The organism is Halopseudomonas pelagia (assembly GCF_009497895.1).
Lineage (GTDB): Bacteria > Pseudomonadota > Gammaproteobacteria > Pseudomonadales > Pseudomonadaceae > Halopseudomonas > Halopseudomonas pelagia_A.
The window spans coordinates 799,110-814,171 of record NZ_CP033116.1 but is presented as its reverse complement, the minus strand read 5'-3'; the positions used below and the strand labels follow the sequence as shown (position 1 = coordinate 814,171).

The window sequence follows — 15,062 nt, the reverse complement described above, 5'->3', positions numbered from 1 at the left end:
TTAGTGCCCTCCGGCGGGGGAAGCGGGTGTGGTGGAAGCGCTATTGGCCTCGCTCGGCGTTACTGGCCCAAAACGAACCAGGTCCAGTTCAGACTGAGCCACCCAGAAGTCACTCTGGGCCTGCAGATAACGATTGACTGTGGAGATCTGCTCCCGCGCATCAGCAAGTAGCTCGAATACACCGATAAACATGCCGTTGTAGAGCAACATGTTTTCCTCACTGATACGCTTGCGCAGGGGGACGATTTCATCACGATAATGCGCTGCCACATCCCAGGCTGTGCGATAAGCCTGATAGCTCTCCCGTACCTGCGAACGCGCATTGATTGCGACTTCGGCGGTCCGCTGCAGCTGCTGCATGTATCGCGCCTCGTTGCCGGCCATGCGAGCACCGCTCCAATCGAACAACGGAAGCTCAACGGTAATTTCATAGCCACGTTGCACGGGCTCTTCGTTGGAGCTGTTATTGCTGATGCCCAGTTCCAGCACATTGATAAAGCGCGTTGCCTTACCCAGCTTCAGGTTGGTTGCCAGGCGCTCGGCACCCTGCTGGGCCGCCTGGACATCCAGGCGACTGGCCATGGCCTGCTGCTCGATATCTGGCTGGTCCAATGGCTCAGCAGGCACATCCGGCAGCCGCTCTGGCAGGGTGAAATTCGTCTGCTCACCCCATAAACCAAGCAAGCGGACCAGCCGCTCATGGCTGGCGACCTGCTCTTGTCTGGCCTGCAGGTGAGACAGTGCTGCTTCCGCGTAAAAGCTCTGCTCACGGGCTTTCTGCAAGGCACTGTAGTTACCCACGGCGGCCATACGATGAGCCATTTCCGCGCCTGCATCAGCCGCCTGCAGAACCTGCTCGCTATAAGCCAGACTCTGCTGCGCTGCGACCGCGCGATACCAGGCTATACGCGTATCCGTTGCCAACCGCATCACCGACAAGCTGACTTCCCGCTGTACCTGCGCATTCTGGCCATCAGCTATGCGACGGGTTAAGGGCAAGGCGATCAAGCTGCCCAGATTAAGGTGCAGCCCCCGCTCCCACTCCACTTCGCTGCCACGCGTCATGCGCCCGATGGAAAAGCCGGGATTCGGTAAACGGCTCGCCTGTACCCGCTGCGCATCAGCGATACCCAGATCAAACAAGCGAGCTTGCAGCCCGGGATTGTTCATCAGCGCAATTTCCACTGCACTTTCCAGCGCTAACGGCTCAGCCAGAAGCTCGGCGATACGCTCGCGGACCACCGGCGGCTGATCCTGCTCGGTGGCCCAATGCAGCGAATCCTGCCCGGTCAGCTCGGCGCTCTGTTGCTGAACCTGTTCAAGGCTACTCTGAGGCGCCAGCCCCGCGCAGCCCGCCAGGGTCAACAGCAGCACGCCGGTGGAACCCAAACGCGCGAGAGCCGTATTGGTCTTGTTCATAACCAGCTCCTTAATGATGTTGATGCGGATTGGCGTCGCCGCCAGCATCGGCAGCGTTATCAATGTCGGCATCAGCGCCATCATCTTGCGACTGGCTGGCCTCCCATACCTCTGCCGCATAGGCTTGCCAACCGCCTATACGGCCGACGGTAGCATTGGCCTCACGCCAGTCGCCGGGAGTCTGGTGCTCAAAGCCTCGATAGCTGTGCAATGGAGATTGGTAAGTCACTGGCGGGACGACGTCGGCGCCAGATGGATCGGGCTGGTTTGCCTGGGCGTGACTGTGCCACGCCAGAACGGCTAATAAGCCGCCAATACAATACATTGGGGAAAACATGACCACCTCTGCGATCAGATCGGTGTTACCGATCAGAAATGTTCAGCTCAACAGGAGCCGTTATCGTTTCAGAGGAGGACGGTGCGGGGAGGTCGTTTGAGTGGCTCGGGGGTTTGCCCGACAAACAATAGATAGGCCGGTACGCCAGAGAGTACCGGAGCAAACACAGCCAAAGGCTCGCTGTTGCAACTGGTCAGAGCACTGATGCCATGACAACTGACCGCGCAAAGCACACACCCGCTATGCACCACTTGGCCGGTGTCATCATGGGCCTGCTCGGCCATCGCATGATGGGCATGCTCAACTGGCATCTCGTTCTGCTGCGTGGCAGGAGGTGTAGCTGCACAAGACGTAGAAAACGCACCCGCAACTGCCTGGGCCGGGATGATCAAGATCATCAGCCAAAGCAGACAGGTACGTAGTACGCCAGTTTTCATTGAGCATCCTGAAGGAATTGTTATACGCAGGTTAACGCTGAGACGAACAATAATCCAGCCACCGATGTAACCAGGTGCCTCTTTCGATCTCACCAGGCTGACCCGTGTTTATCTGAGGGCACAAAGCGCTCGGTTACTATTGAACCAAGCGCTGACTGAACCACCACATCTCGAGAAAATCGACAACTCAGCGAAGGGCTCTCTAGAATTCACGCAACGACTTCTTAATTACCGGCGGCGGATCCGGGGGCAGGTCTGATGAACTCGCTATTTTTTCTCGTTCCTGGCGTTCCTCACAGCCGCCATAATGCCAGTGTCACCAACGCCGTCGCTCTCGCGCCGAAAACAACGGGGCTTGGTGATCCAGATTGGTTGTAGCCTGAGCTTGTTTTATTTTTATGACGTCTACAGTTGATTGACCGCTCCATTAGCCTTGGGTAATGTTCAGCCGGTTGCCGATTCGCCAGATAAACGAGGTATGTACATGGCCAAGAAAAAAGTCGCCGTGGATTTTGAACAATCGCTGGGCGACCTGCAAAAACTGGTCGAGCGGCTGGAAAGTGGCGAACTCAGCCTGGAAGATTCATTAACGGCGTTCGAGCAGGGCGTGGCGCTGACCCGCGATTGCCAACAGGCGCTGAGCCAGGCAGAACAGAAAGTGCAGCTACTGGTCGAGCAACACGGCAACCTGACCACTGAACCCTTTGACGGACCCGCTGAATGAGCGATTTCGGTGCCTATCTTAGCGCCTGCCAACACCGCATCGACACCTACCTGACGCAACAGCTACAGACCGGAGAACCGCGGCTGGAACGGTTGTTTTCAGCGATTCGTTACAGTGTGACGCACGGCGGCAAACGTATTCGTCCCATGCTCGCCTATGCCTGCTGCGAAGCGCTTGGCGGCCGGCCAGAGCAGGCCGATACCGCCGCCGCAGCGGTTGAGGCAATTCATGCGTATTCGCTGATCCATGACGATCTGCCGGCAATGGATGACGACGATCTGCGCCGCGGGCATCCCACCTGCCATATCGCCTATGACGAGGCCACGGCCATTCTTGCCGGCGATGCGCTGCAAGCCCTGGCGTTTCAGTGGCTGGCTCAGGCCACTGCCCTGCAGGTGAACACCCGGCTGCGCATGATCGAGGTACTGGCTACGACTGCAGGTCCGAACGGCATGGTCGGTGGTCAGGCGATTGATCTGGGCGCCGTGGGTGAGAAGCTTGACCTACCAACGCTGGAGAAAATGCACCGGCACAAGACCGGCGCGTTGATTCGCGCCAGCGTACAACTCGGTGCTCTGGCCAGCGAGCAGGTCAGCGAAGAGCAGCTCAAGGCGCTGGGCGTTTATGCCGACTGTATCGGCCTGGCCTTCCAGGTTCAGGACGACATTATCGACATCGAAAGCGACACCAGCATACTCGGCAAACAACAGGGTGCTGACCTGGCTCGCGACAAGCCTACCTACCCAGCGTTATTAGGTCTGGATGGCGCGCGAGCACTGGCTGACACGCTGCGCCTGCAAGCCATTGAGGCGCTGCAGCCCTTTGCTGACGATGCTCTGCGCCTGCGCCAGCTAGCCGATTTTATTGTACAAAGACGGTTCTAACCCGGCTGCGCTAGTTGGGCTAAGAGGCCGCATCGGTTAAACTGCCGTTTTAATCTTGCCCTGCATGCGGCACCCAGAGCCTGTTTGATGCCAAGCACCTTTCACGAAATACCCCGCGAACGGCCCCACACCCCGTTGCTGGACAGCCTGAACGACACTGCTCGCCTGCGTGAGCTGGACGAAGAGCGTCTGCCGGAACTGGCCGACGAGCTGCGTGCCTACCTGCTGTGGACCGTCAGCCAGACTGGCGGCCATTTCGGTGCAGGCCTGGGCGTGATCGAGTTGACTGTTGCGCTGCACTATATTTACCAAACGCCCGAAGACCGGATCGTCTGGGATGTCGGCCATCAAGCCTACCCACACAAGATTCTGACCGGGCGCCGCGAGCAGATGAGCACCTTGCGCCAGAAAGACGGCCTGGCCGCCTTTCCGCGCCGCCATGAAAGCCCCTACGATACCTTTGGTGTGGGCCACTCCAGTACTTCGATCAGCGCTGGACTGGGCATGGCCGTAGCCTCGCGGCTACAAGGCCTGGACCGTCGGACCGTCGCGGTAATCGGCGATGGCGCACTGACAGCGGGCATGGCCTTCGAGGCGCTCAACCATGCCTCGGACGTCGAAGCCGATATGCTCGTAGTGTTGAATGACAATGATATGTCGATCTCGCGCAATGTCGGCGGCATGTCCAACTACCTGGCGAAGATTCTCTCCAGCCGCACCTACTCGCATATGCGTGAAGGCAGTAAAAAAGTGCTGTCGAAGATTCCGTCTGCCTGGGAACTGGCTCGCCGCACGGAAGAGCACGCCAAAGGCATGCTGGTGCCCGGCACGCTTTTTGAAGAGCTGGGCTGGAACTATATCGGGCCCATCGATGGCCACGACCTGCCAACCCTGATCGCGACCATAGGCAATATGCGCGAACTCAAGGGCCCGCAGTTTTTGCATGTGGTCACGCAAAAAGGCAAGGGTTTCTCCCCGGCTGAAGCCGACCCGATCGGCTATCACGCGATTACCAAACTGGAACCCAAACCCGCCAGTAACGGCATCAGCAAGCCGAAATATTCCAATGTGTTCGGCCAATGGCTGTGTGACATGGCTGCGGAAGATCAGCGCCTCGTGGGTATTACGCCGGCGATGAAAGAAGGCTCTGACCTGATTGCGTTCAGCGAACAGTACCCGAAACGCTATTTCGATGTAGCGATTGCCGAGCAGCATGCAGTTACCCTGGCCGCCGGCATGGCCTGCGAAGGCGCCAAACCGGTGGTGGCGATTTATTCGACCTTTCTGCAGCGTGCCTATGATCAAGTGATCCATGATGTCGCGGTGCAGAATCTGGACGTACTCTTTGCCATTGACCGCGCCGGCCTGGTTGGCGAAGACGGCCCGACGCACGCTGGCAGCTTTGATCTGTCCTTTCTGCGCTGCCTGCCGAATATGCTGATCATGGCGCCAGCCGACGAAAACGAAACCCGTCAGATGCTCAGCACCGGTTTTCTGCATAACGGCCCTGCGGCAGTACGCTACCCACGTGGGACCGGCCCGGGTACGCCCATTAACAGCAGTTTAGAGCCATTGCCAATCGGTAAAGGCCAGCTGACCCGCCAGGGTCAGGGGGTCGCCATCCTCTGTTTCGGCACCCTGCACGCCCAGGCACTCAAAGCTGCCGAGGTACTGGATGCTAGCGTGGCGAATATGCGCTTCGTCAAACCGCTGGACACCGCGCTTATCCAGCAATTGGCCGACAGCCATGAGCTGCTGGTCACGCTGGAAGAAAACGCCATCATGGGTGGTGCCGGCAGCGCAGTGAACGAGTGGCTGCTGAGCCAGGGCAAGCCGGTCAACATTCTGAACCTCGGCTTGCCAGACGTGTATGTGGAACACGCCAAGCCGGCAGAAATGCTCGCTGAATGCGGGCTGGATGCGGCCGGTATCGAAGCTGCCATCCGCCAGCGCCTGCACCTCAACAGCTGACATTTTCCCGCTATTCTCGACGTTGGCCCGGGTTACAGCTCGCGGCCAACACAGCAACAGACTTGACCATCCGCCACTTAGCCCCTAGAGTCCATCCCGCTTCCAGTCGCACTGGGTGCCCTGCCGGCCATCGAACCGCAGGGTGAAACGGGAAGTCGGTGCAACCCCGACGCTGCCCCCGCAACGGTAAAGGATCACAGCCCCCTGATACGGGTCTGTCGGTAATGTGCAACACGCCACTGTACGCCTGCGTATGGGAAGGCCACATTATTTGCATCCTGAGCCCGGAGACCGGCCCTGTGCGTAAAGAACCCTGTGCGTGCCGGTATTCAAAGATCCCGTCTGCCATGGTTCGTAGCTGAGGTGTCGCGGAGGGCGTCACCCGGCCAGTGCATGGCTGCCCTCCGCTCTACCGGCAGATTTCGCTGGCTTCTCGCCCTCCTCAAAAGCGTTTCTTTTGAGGATTCATGATGAACAGAGTACTTTTTCTCGTCCCAGGCCTGCTGGCGTCCGGTATCGCCTTGGCCAACAGTGCGGTAGACCTGCCGGACACGGTCGTCACAGCATCACGGCAAGCACAGTCACTTTCCAGAACACCGGCCGCGACCACCGTTTTTACCCGCAGCGAGATTGAACGTCTGCAGCCCAGCTCTGTTGCAGATCTGCTGCGCCGGGTTCCGGGCGCATCAGTCACCACTACAGGCGGACAGGGTAGCCTTACCTCATTGTCCCTGCGCGGAACCGGCAGCACCCAATCGCTGGTACTGGTCGATGGACAACGCATCGGCAGCGCCTCGGCGGGGCAGCCAAGCCTGGAATTTCTCAATATTGATCAGATCGAGCGTATCGAAGTTATCCGCGGCCCCCGTTCGGCTATCTATGGTTCCGACGCCATCGGCGGTGTAGTGCAGATATTTACCCGCCAGGGAGAGTCTGGCCTCAACCCCAGAGTCACCGCCGGCATCGGCAGCAACAACACCTACCGTCGCCATGTAGGTATGTCCGGAGGCAACCAGCAGACGCGTTTTGATCTGGGCGCCAGCCTCAATGAAACCGCCGGCTTTGACCGTACCCGCCATGAAGAGGCAGGCGACCAGGACGACGACGGTTACCGCAATCGCGCATTCAACGCCTCTCTCAGTCACAATTTTACTGACGACGTCGAAGCAGGTGTTCGCTTGCTCGAGCAGAGCGGTAATACCGAGTACGATCTGAATGGCAATCCTGAAGACGATTTCACGTTAAGCACTGTAGCCACGCACCTGCAATGGCAAGTCAGTCAGCTATGGACCACTCGCCTAGAAGCTGGGCACGCCGAAGACAAGCGCAGCAGTCATTATGATGCCAACGCTTTCGGACCGGCCGCTACCTATAGCTACAACACCTATCGCGACTCTGCCAGTTGGCTTAACAGTCTGCGCCTATCCGAGCAGCACAGCCTGCAAACCGGTGTGGACTGGTATCAGGATCGACTGCGCAGCACCGGCAGCTATCTGCAAACCGAGCGCTACAACCGTGCCGCTTTTGTTCAACACCGATTTGAAGGCGAGGCATATCAGACTGAATTGGGTTGGCGGCATGATGACAACGAGCAATTTGGCAATGCCAACACCTTTAACGCAGCGCTGACTGTGCCGATCACCGACAATCAGCAAGTGGTCGCATCCTACGGGGAGGGCTTCCGCGCACCCACGTTCAACGATCTTTACACTAGCTTCGGTGCAAATCCAAACCTGCGCCCCGAGCGCTCCAAAAGCTATGAACTGCAGTGGCGCGGCCAAGTGCAGGCCGCTCAGTTACAGGCTGCGGCATTCCGCACCGATATTGACGACCTGATTCTGCTTGACCCGTTCTTCACCGCCCAGAACATTAGCCGCGCCCGGATCCATGGTTTGGAGTTGAGCGCCAGCACTCAAGTAGCCGGTTGGGATACGCTGCTCGCAGCAACCTGGCTGGATCCGCGTGATCGTAACAGCGGCAATCAACTGCCACGCCGACCCAAGCGCCTGTTAAGTCTGGATGTGGATCGTCAATTGGGTGTGTTCGGGATTGGTTTCAGCCTTAGCGCCAACAGTCAGCGCTATAACGACCCGGCCAACGAGCAGGAGCTATCCGGCTACGGCCTGGTCGAGGCCCGCGCACGCTGGAACATGACCCCTGCGCTGCGCTGGGATCTGAAAGTAGGCAATCTGCTGGATAAGGATTACAGCCTGGCCAACTATAACTACAACGGTCAGACCTACGGCTACCGGGAGGTCGATATCAACGCCCAGCTATCTGTGAGCTGGACACCTAGCTACTGACAGTACGGCACCGGCCAGCGTCATGCAGCCGGTGCCACCAGCCGACATAAGCGCTGCAAACCATGGACAATTTGCGGCGTTGGTCGAACCAGGCTATCGCCGTTCATTACCTTCAATTGCCCTTCGCGCACCGCTCGCATTTGCGGAAACTGACGCCAGCGTCGAAGCCACGGATGCCCGGCTGCAGGCTGGTCATCCACTACCAGAATCATATCCGGATCTGCCGCAAGCACACTCTCAAGCCCAACCTGGGGTGCGTAAATCGACAGATCTGCAAACACGTTGCGCGCGCCGCAGTGGCGCAAGGCATCACCAATCAACTGGTTATCGCTGACCGTATACAAAGGCTCGTCCCAGAGCTGCACGAATACCCGTGGGGCGTTGTTCGTCACAGGCCGGTGCAGACGCTGCAGTTTCTGCTCATAGCCGCTAAGCAACGTTTCCGCCGCCGCTGGGCGCTCCAGCAAAACGCCCAGTCGACGGGTCATCTGGGTGATATCAGCCAATCGTTGGGGATCAAAACGCTCGACCCGAATACCCCAGGTTTCCAGGGTGTCGAGTAATTCAGGGGGGTTGCCTGAGGTCCAGGCCAGAATCAGATCGGGATTCTGCGCCAGGATCAGCTCGCGGGACAGGCTTTGATGGCTACCGATGCGGGGTACGCTTTCCAGCTCAAGGGGCAGTTGCCCGTCGTCCAGCACACCGACCAGCTGATCTACGGCGTCCAGCTGCACGACCATATCGGTAAGAAACGGCGCCAGACTGACTACCCGGGGAGCCGCTGCCAGCGGTAGGCAAAACAGCAACAGCCCGGCCAGCCAGCCGGCGCGCATCACTTCACCCAGGCACTGGGCGGACGGTACAGCAACATCACGCCCATGCTGGCCAGCACCAGCAACACCAGAGGGACGATTTCGTTGGTGCAGACAAACTGCAGCATGCCCATCCACGCGGGAAACTTGGCGTTCATCAAACCCAACAGCTGTTGCTTGTGCAGGGTTTCCCAAGCCGATTCCGCCTGTGGCTGGTCGCCCAGCGCTTCAGCAGCGATCAACGCGGATTTGTAATGGCGGAAGCGCCAGATGGATAGAAACAGCGTCGCCAGCCCAACGACGAACAGTGGAATAGCCCCCTCAGGCCAGGCGCCCGGCTGCTCGCCAATAAACCATACCAGTGCAATCGGCAATACCAGGGTTACACCCGCCTGCATCCGCCAGTTGCGCTGCAAGGCCTTCCAATGAGGACGTGCATCAAACATTATTCCGCCTCCGCCTGGTGCATCTCGCCAAGCATATGCCCGAGCTTGCCGGCCTTGGTCGCCAGATACTTGCTGTTGTGCGGGTTGAGTCCAAACTCCAGCGGCAGCCGTTCAGTCACCTTCAGGCCATAACCTTCCAATGCTTTGACCTTGCGTGGATTATTGGTCAGCAACTTGAGGCTGGTGATACCCAGATGCGCGAGTATTGGCTGGCAGATGGCGTAGTCACGCTGATCGGCGCCAAAACCCAGTTGCTCGTTGGCCTCGACGGTATCCGCACCACCATCTTGCAAGTGATAAGCACGAATCTTGTTCATCAGGCCGATGCCCCGGCCTTCCTGGCGCAGATACAGGAGCGCGCCGCGCCCCTCCTCGGCGATGGCCTGCAAAGCCGCTTCCAGCTGGAAACCGCAATCACAACGCAGACTGAACAGCGCGTCGCCGGTCAGGCACTCGGAATGCAGCCGGCCGAGCACAGGCTTGCCATCGGCTACATCGCCCATGGTCAATACAACATGTTCCTTGCCGGTATCCTGTTCGAGGAAACCGTGCATGGTGAACGTACCCCATCGGGTAGGCAATTTGGATGACGCAACAAAGGTGACTGACACACCGGTCTCCTGTACAGCCGCTGCAATAAGGGGCAGCTATATTATCAGGAGAATGCCCGCGCCGCGACGTAAAGCACCGGATGGAATGTATCAGCATTTCCTGAAACGAGCCGCGCCAGGCGCCTCAGCGGCTTTCCAATATCAGGGTGCCGTTCTGGTCCACCATACGTATGCGGTTCAGATAGCTGTTGCCGAGCAATACTTCGGTGGGAAAGCCGCCTTCCAGAATCAGACCGTCGACATTGGTCAGTTCGACATCGCCCACTTTGACCCGGGCAAGCGTTACCCGGTAGCCCGCAACCTGACCACTAGCGGTAGTGGCCCGCACTTCGGAGCCGGTGACCCGATAGTCGATGCCCAGCCGCTGTGCCTCGAAAGAGCTCATGGCGACGCTGGTCGCTCCGGTGTCGACCATAAACTGAACGGTCTGGCCGTTGATCGAGCCGGTGACACGGTAGTGTCCACCCCTGCCGCGCGGGATGCTTACCTGGGTAGTGGCGCGCTCAGCGAATCCGTCGGTGTAGTCGCGCTGCATGCCGAACTGGCGAGTCTGGCCGTTGATGCGCAGCGTGGCGGTGGTGCTGTCTGCGGCTACCAGCTCAATACCTTGGGGGCCGGGCTGACCGATCCGCAACATATGCCGCTGACCGTCAATATTGACCACCGCGGCGCCAGCAAACAGACCGACCACTCTCACTGACGGATCGGCGACGGCTGCGGGGCTGAGCAACAGCAGCACACTCAGGCGCAACAGGGTGGGATAAAGCAGGGGCATGGTGTCCGTTCCTCGCCAGTGTCAGATCAACAGTTCGGCTGCTAACAATACCAGCAGCGCCATGAGGCCGGCGAGAAGATCGTCCAGCATGATGCCGAAGCCGCCGCCGACCCGCCGATCTACCCAGCCAATTGGCCAGGGTTTCCAGATATCAAACAATCGGAACAGCGCAAAACCGGCCAACAGCCATAGCCATCCCGGTGGCGCCAGCAACATGGTCAGCCACAGGCCAACGAATTCGTCCCAGACGATGCCGCCGTGATCATGCACGCCCATATCCTTGGCGGTGCGGTCACACAACCAGATACCCAGCAGGGTTGCGACCACCAGCACCAGCACATACCCGGCCAGCGGCAACTGTTGCCAGATCAGTACAAAGGGCACGGCGGCAAGTGTGCCCCAGGTACCCGGAGCCTTGGGAATCGCCCCACTGCCGAAGCCGAAGGCGAGAAAATGGATCGGGTTGCGCCACACGGAAGCGGGAGCGTGCGGCTGCAGGTCAGTCATCGGTTGTATCCTTGAAGTGTTGGTAGCCCGCGAGGCTATCCATGTTCACCAGTTGCTGCCCATCATCCAGCCACACCCCCTGCCCTGCAACCACTTCACCAATCACCTTTACCTGGTGGCCCTGGGATAACCACACATCAAGGCAGGAGCGGCTGGCGACCGGAAGAGTAAAAAGCAGCACATAGTCATCACCCGCACCCAGCATCCACTCCCGGCGTTGCGCCTCAGGCCAGGCCTGTAGCGCGGGGGAGCAAGGCAGGTCGGCATAGCGCATATGCAAAGCCACATCGCTGCTCCGCGCGAGATGACCGGCATCTGCCAGCAGCCCGTCTGATACATCCAAGCCAGCACTGGCAATGCCAGCCAACTCAAGTCCCAGTTCGCACTGAGCGCGAGGCCGCCAAAAACGCTTGGCGAGATACTCTCGCGCGGCATCGCTGAGCTGTTCGGGAAGCGTTTCGCCAAGCACTACCGCCAGACCTGCGCCACCATCACCCAATGGGCCACCCACGCACACCAGGTCTCCCGGTTGTGCGCCTTTGCGGCGGACTACCTTGCGCGCGGCAACCTGGCCGATAACCGTCACGCCAATATTCAACGGGCCGCGCGTGGTATCGCCACCGACCAGACAAATACGGTGATCCTCGGCCGCCTGGGCCAGACCCTGGGCAAAACCCGCCAGCCAGTCTTCGTCAACCTGCGGCAACGTCAGCGCCAAGGTAAAGCCCAACGGCCTGGCGCCCATCGCCGCCAAGTCGCTCACCGCGACGGCAAGCGCGCGGTAACCCAGATCAGCGGGCAGATAATGTTCGGGGAAATGAGTGCCGAGCACCAGACTGTCAGTAGAAACCACACACTGCTTATCTGGGTCGGGCTGCAGCAGAGCGGCGTCATCACCAATACCCAGGGTAATGGCCCCAACGTCGCCCGCCGCTTCCAGGGCAGGACCCTGGAAGTAGCGGTGGATCAGTTCAAACTCACCCAGCGGCATGGCGACAGCCTCCTGCCGGCGACATTCAGCGTCCCCGGCGGGACGCGTTGACTTCGGCACTGCGCAGGCGCGGTGCGAGCTTGTCGAGAATACCGTTGACGTATTTGTGCCCATCGGTCGCACCGAAGGTCTTGGCCAACTCGATGCCCTCGTTGATCACCACTTTGTAGGGCACATCAATGCGGAACATCAATTCGTACACGCCGATGCGCAAGGTTGCGAGTTCGATAGGGTCGAGTTCTTTTACCGGGCGATCAAGCACGGTAGCCAGGCACTCATCCAGCTCGGTGAGATTCTTGCCCACGCCGGTCAACAGCTCGTGAAAATAGGCGCCGTCAACCTTGGCGAAGTCGTTGTCGGTACGATACTGCGCTTCAATATCGGACAGCGGCAGGTCTGCCACGTGCCAGCCATAGAGCGCTTGCAGCGCGAAGCTGCGAGCCTTGCGCCGGGCTGAAGCCTTGGGCTTGCCGGCGGTAACTGGCTGGGAGTCAGACTCGCTCACTTCGCCTCCAACTGCTTGAACAGGCTAACCATCTCGAATGCGGACATGGCCGCTTCTGCGCCCTTGTTGCCAGCCTTGGTGCCGGAGCGCTCAATGGCCTGCTCAATGCTATCGACGGTCAATACGCCGAACGCCACCGGAATACCGTATTCCAGGGACAGGCTGCCGATGCCTTTGACGCACTCGCCAGCGACATATTCGAAATGCGGCGTACCACCGCGAATGACCGCGCCCAGCGTAACAATCGCGTCGAACTGCTTCATCTCGGCGACTTTCTTCACCACCAGGGGGATCTCGAACGCACCTGGAGTACGGATGATGGTGATATCGGCATCCTTCACCCCATGGCGCTTCAGCGCATCAATGGCGCCGGACAGCAGGCTTTCGACCACAAAGCTGTTGAAGCGTCCAACAACCAGTGCGTAGCGGCCTTGGGTCGCCATGAAATCGCCTTCGATGGTACGTATAACTGACATGTTGTCTCTCTCTTAAAGAACCGACTGCGCACCGGGCGCAGTCGTGGATCGGGTGCGTTTATTCGCAGGGCAGATATTCTACTACTTCCAGATCAAAGCCGGATATGGCGTTGAACTTCATTGGCTTGGACAGCAGGCGCATCTTGCGCACGCCGAGGTCGCGCAGAATCTGTGAACCGGCGCCTACCGTATTGTAGGTGGTCGGCTGGCGTTCGGGCGTATCGGTGCCGGCCAACTGGTTGACGTGATGCAACAGCTCGTCGGCGCCCATCTGGTTGCCCAGCAGCAGTACCACGCCATGACCTTCCTCGGCCAGTTTGGCCATGGCCGCACGCAAGCTCCAACGCTCCGGCTGCTTGACCATGAACAGGTCGCGCAGCGGGTCCATATTGTGCACGCGCACCAAGGTCGGCTCCTCCGGCTCCAGCTTGCCCAGGGTCAACGCCAGGTGCACTGCGCCTTCCAGGCTGTCGCGGTAGGTCACCAGATTGAAGGTGCCCAGCTCGGTTTCCAGCGGCTGCTCGGACACACGCTTGACCGTGCGCTCGTTGAGCAGGCGGTAGTGAATCAGGTCAGCAATGGTGCCAATCTTCAGGTTGTGCTGTTCGGCGAACGCCTCCAGCTCCGGGCGACGAGACATGCTGCCGTCGTCGTTCATGATCTCGCAGATCACCCCGGACTCGCCAAACCCGCCCATGCGTGCCAGATCACAGGCTGCCTCGGTATGCCCGGCCCGCGCCAGCACGCCACCAGGCTGCGCCATCAGCGGGAAGATATGTCCGGGGCTGACGATATCATCAGCCACCGCGCCCGGCGCAGCTGCTGCCTGCACTGTACGCGCCCGGTCGCCAGCGGAAATACCGGTGCTGACGCCAACAGCCGCCTCAATGGACACGGTAAATTTGGTACCGAAGCCGGAATTGTTGCGCTGCACCATCAACGGCAGCTTCAAGCGCTCGCAATGCTCGAGGCTCATGGGCATGCAGATCAGGCCGCGACCATAGCGCGCCATGAAATTGATGTGCTCAGCCTGGCAGGCTTGCGCTGCCATGATCAGGTCGCCTTCATTCTCGCGATCTTCGTCATCCATCAGGATGACCATCTTGCCAGCCCGAATGTCTTCGAGCAGTTCTTCGATTGTATTGAGTTTCATACGGCCCTCCCGGGCACGTTGATCAAGGCTTCAGGAAGCCGTTTTCGGCCAGAAAGGACATACTTAGCGTGCTGCTGCCAGCGCCGGATTCAGCCGCCTTGTCACCCAGCAGCAGACGTTCGAGGTAGCGCGCAATCAGGTCAACTTCGAGATTGACCGGAGCGCCGACCTGATACCCGCCCATCACAGTCTCCTGCATGGTATGCGGCACGATGTTCAGATCGAACACGGCGCCGTCCACGCTGTTGACCGTCAGGCTGGTGCCATCGACAGTAATCGAGCCTTTCTCGGCGATGTAGCGCGCCAGATTGGCTGGCGCTTCAATACGGAAATGCCAGGAGCGCGCATCTTCGTTCATGGAAAGCACTTTGCCGACGCCATCAACATGACCGCTGACCAGATGGCCACCGAGCCGTGTTGACGGCGTCAGGGCTTTTTCAAGATTGACCTTGCTGCCTTCCTTGAGCCGCGACAGAGCGGTACGGCGAATGGTTTCCTGGCTGACATCCGCCCAGAAGCCATCACCCGGCAGTTCAACTGCGGTCAGGCAGACGCCGTTGACGGCAATGCTATCACCCAGCTTGACGTCGTCCAGACTCAGCTTGCCGGTCTTGACGTACAGGCGCACATCACCACCGCGTGGCTGCATGCTCTGAATATGACCGACTGCTTCAATAATGCCTGTAAACATCTGTACGTCTCGCTAACGTG

17 protein-coding genes and 1 riboswitch are annotated in these 15,062 nt (G+C 59.3%); of the genes, 4 read left to right on the top strand and 13 right to left on the bottom strand.

Translation table 11 applies throughout. The features are described from left to right. The 3 genes from EAO82_RS03900 to EAO82_RS03890 form a co-directional block, all read right to left on the bottom strand. Window positions 1-1,419, bottom strand: a complete 1,419-nt coding sequence (locus tag EAO82_RS03900) for a TolC family protein (RefSeq protein WP_153274266.1) — start codon at window positions 1,417-1,419, stop codon at window positions 1-3. 10 nt (window positions 1,420-1,429) lie between these two features. Then, entirely contained in the window at window positions 1,430-1,756 is a 327-nt protein-coding gene (locus EAO82_RS03895; RefSeq protein WP_153274265.1) for a hypothetical protein, read from the bottom strand. A 68-nt stretch (window positions 1,757-1,824) separates the two neighbouring features. Further along, entirely contained in the window at window positions 1,825-2,193 is a 369-nt protein-coding gene (locus EAO82_RS03890; RefSeq protein ID WP_153274264.1) for a hypothetical protein, read from the bottom strand. Between the two features lie 484 nt (window positions 2,194-2,677). Between EAO82_RS03890 and EAO82_RS03885 the strand changes: the two genes are divergently transcribed. The 4 genes from EAO82_RS03885 (at window position 2,678) to EAO82_RS03870 (ending at window position 8,075) form a co-directional block, all read left to right on the top strand. Beyond that, window positions 2,678-2,917 carry an exodeoxyribonuclease VII small subunit gene (locus EAO82_RS03885; RefSeq protein ID WP_096347357.1) on the top strand — a complete coding sequence of 80 codons (240 nt, stop codon included), beginning with the start codon at window positions 2,678-2,680 and terminating at the stop codon, window positions 2,915-2,917. After that, window positions 2,914-3,801 (top strand): polyprenyl synthetase family protein, encoded by an 888-nt coding sequence (locus EAO82_RS03880; protein ID WP_096347353.1) that lies wholly within the window; start codon window positions 2,914-2,916, stop codon window positions 3,799-3,801. The genes EAO82_RS03885 and EAO82_RS03880 overlap by 4 nt, the downstream gene beginning before the upstream one ends. A gap of 87 nt (window positions 3,802-3,888) precedes the next feature. Continuing rightward, a complete protein-coding gene (gene dxs, locus EAO82_RS03875; protein ID WP_096347352.1) occupies window positions 3,889-5,772 on the top strand; it encodes a 1-deoxy-D-xylulose-5-phosphate synthase in 1,884 nt (627 codons plus the stop codon). Between the two features lie 96 nt (window positions 5,773-5,868). Further along, a riboswitch (cobalamin riboswitch) is annotated at window positions 5,869-6,087 on the top strand. A 155-nt stretch (window positions 6,088-6,242) separates the two neighbouring features. Then, window positions 6,243-8,075 (top strand): TonB-dependent receptor domain-containing protein, encoded by a 1,833-nt coding sequence (locus EAO82_RS03870; protein ID WP_096347351.1) that lies wholly within the window; start codon window positions 6,243-6,245, stop codon window positions 8,073-8,075. Window positions 8,076-8,095: 20 nt separating this feature from the next. On the opposite strand, the gene EAO82_RS03865 is transcribed toward EAO82_RS03870, so the two are convergent. The 10 genes from EAO82_RS03865 to EAO82_RS03820 form a co-directional block, all read right to left on the bottom strand. Next, entirely contained in the window at window positions 8,096-8,908 is an 813-nt protein-coding gene (locus EAO82_RS03865) for an ABC transporter substrate-binding protein (RefSeq protein ID WP_096347350.1), read from the bottom strand. Next, a complete protein-coding gene (locus EAO82_RS03860) occupies window positions 8,908-9,333 on the bottom strand; it encodes an MFS transporter (RefSeq protein WP_096347349.1) in 426 nt (141 codons plus the stop codon). The genes EAO82_RS03865 and EAO82_RS03860 overlap by 1 nt, the downstream gene beginning before the upstream one ends. Further along, entirely contained in the window at window positions 9,333-9,944 is a 612-nt protein-coding gene (gene ribA / locus EAO82_RS03855; RefSeq protein ID WP_096347348.1) for a GTP cyclohydrolase II, read from the bottom strand. Before ribA ends, EAO82_RS03860 begins: the two co-directional genes overlap by 1 nt. A 124-nt stretch (window positions 9,945-10,068) precedes the next feature. Continuing rightward, window positions 10,069-10,698 carry a TIGR02281 family clan AA aspartic protease gene (locus EAO82_RS03850; RefSeq protein WP_410402945.1) on the bottom strand — a complete coding sequence of 210 codons (630 nt, stop codon included), beginning with the start codon at window positions 10,696-10,698 and terminating at the stop codon, window positions 10,069-10,071. Window positions 10,699-10,740: 42 nt separating this feature from the next. After that, window positions 10,741-11,226 (bottom strand): phosphatidylglycerophosphatase A, encoded by a 486-nt coding sequence (locus EAO82_RS03845; RefSeq protein WP_096347346.1) that lies wholly within the window; start codon window positions 11,224-11,226, stop codon window positions 10,741-10,743. Further along, window positions 11,219-12,211 (bottom strand): thiamine-phosphate kinase, encoded by a 993-nt coding sequence (thiL, locus tag EAO82_RS03840; RefSeq protein ID WP_096347356.1) that lies wholly within the window; start codon window positions 12,209-12,211, stop codon window positions 11,219-11,221. Before thiL ends, EAO82_RS03845 begins: the two co-directional genes overlap by 8 nt. A 31-nt stretch (window positions 12,212-12,242) precedes the next feature. Beyond that, a complete protein-coding gene (gene nusB / locus EAO82_RS03835) occupies window positions 12,243-12,722 on the bottom strand; it encodes a transcription antitermination factor NusB (protein WP_096347345.1) in 480 nt (159 codons plus the stop codon). Next, window positions 12,719-13,198, bottom strand: a complete 480-nt coding sequence (gene ribE / locus EAO82_RS03830) for a 6,7-dimethyl-8-ribityllumazine synthase (protein ID WP_096347344.1) — start codon at window positions 13,196-13,198, stop codon at window positions 12,719-12,721. The genes nusB and ribE overlap by 4 nt, the downstream gene beginning before the upstream one ends. A 58-nt stretch (window positions 13,199-13,256) precedes the next feature. Continuing rightward, window positions 13,257-14,351 (bottom strand): bifunctional 3,4-dihydroxy-2-butanone-4-phosphate synthase/GTP cyclohydrolase II, encoded by a 1,095-nt coding sequence (gene ribBA / locus EAO82_RS03825; RefSeq protein ID WP_096347343.1) that lies wholly within the window; start codon window positions 14,349-14,351, stop codon window positions 13,257-13,259. A 22-nt stretch (window positions 14,352-14,373) separates the two neighbouring features. Continuing rightward, the gene (locus tag EAO82_RS03820) at window positions 14,374-15,042 is read right to left on the bottom strand and encodes a riboflavin synthase (protein ID WP_096347342.1); all 669 of its coding nucleotides are present in this window, start codon (window positions 15,040-15,042) and stop codon (window positions 14,374-14,376) included. Window positions 15,043-15,062: the final 20 nt, after the last annotated feature.

Bases quoted from the DNA above. Each gene is read 5' to 3' on its own strand.
- EAO82_RS03900 (WP_153274266.1), bottom strand. From the start codon at position 1,419: ATGAACAAGACCAATACGGCTCTCGCGCGTTTGGGTTCCACCGGCGTG.
- EAO82_RS03895 (WP_153274265.1), bottom strand. From the start codon at position 1,756: ATGTTTTCCCCAATGTATTGTATTGGCGGCTTATTAGCCGTTCTGGCG.
- EAO82_RS03890 (WP_153274264.1), bottom strand. From the start codon at position 2,193: ATGAAAACTGGCGTACTACGTACCTGTCTGCTTTGGCTGATGATCTTG.
- EAO82_RS03885 (WP_096347357.1), top strand. From the start codon at position 2,678: ATGGCCAAGAAAAAAGTCGCCGTGGATTTTGAACAATCGCTGGGCGAC.
- EAO82_RS03880 (WP_096347353.1), top strand. From the start codon at position 2,914: ATGAGCGATTTCGGTGCCTATCTTAGCGCCTGCCAACACCGCATCGAC.
- dxs (WP_096347352.1), top strand. From the start codon at position 3,889: ATGCCAAGCACCTTTCACGAAATACCCCGCGAACGGCCCCACACCCCG.
- EAO82_RS03870 (WP_096347351.1), top strand. From the start codon at position 6,243: ATGAACAGAGTACTTTTTCTCGTCCCAGGCCTGCTGGCGTCCGGTATC.
- EAO82_RS03865 (WP_096347350.1), bottom strand. From the start codon at position 8,908: ATGCGCGCCGGCTGGCTGGCCGGGCTGTTGCTGTTTTGCCTACCGCTG.
- EAO82_RS03860 (WP_096347349.1), bottom strand. From the start codon at position 9,333: ATGTTTGATGCACGTCCTCATTGGAAGGCCTTGCAGCGCAACTGGCGG.
- EAO82_RS03845 (WP_096347346.1), bottom strand. From the start codon at position 11,226: ATGACTGACCTGCAGCCGCACGCTCCCGCTTCCGTGTGGCGCAACCCG.
- ribE (WP_096347344.1), bottom strand. From the start codon at position 13,198: ATGTCAGTTATACGTACCATCGAAGGCGATTTCATGGCGACCCAAGGC.
- ribBA (WP_096347343.1), bottom strand. From the start codon at position 14,351: ATGAAACTCAATACAATCGAAGAACTGCTCGAAGACATTCGGGCTGGC.
- EAO82_RS03820 (WP_096347342.1), bottom strand. From the start codon at position 15,042: ATGTTTACAGGCATTATTGAAGCAGTCGGTCATATTCAGAGCATGCAG.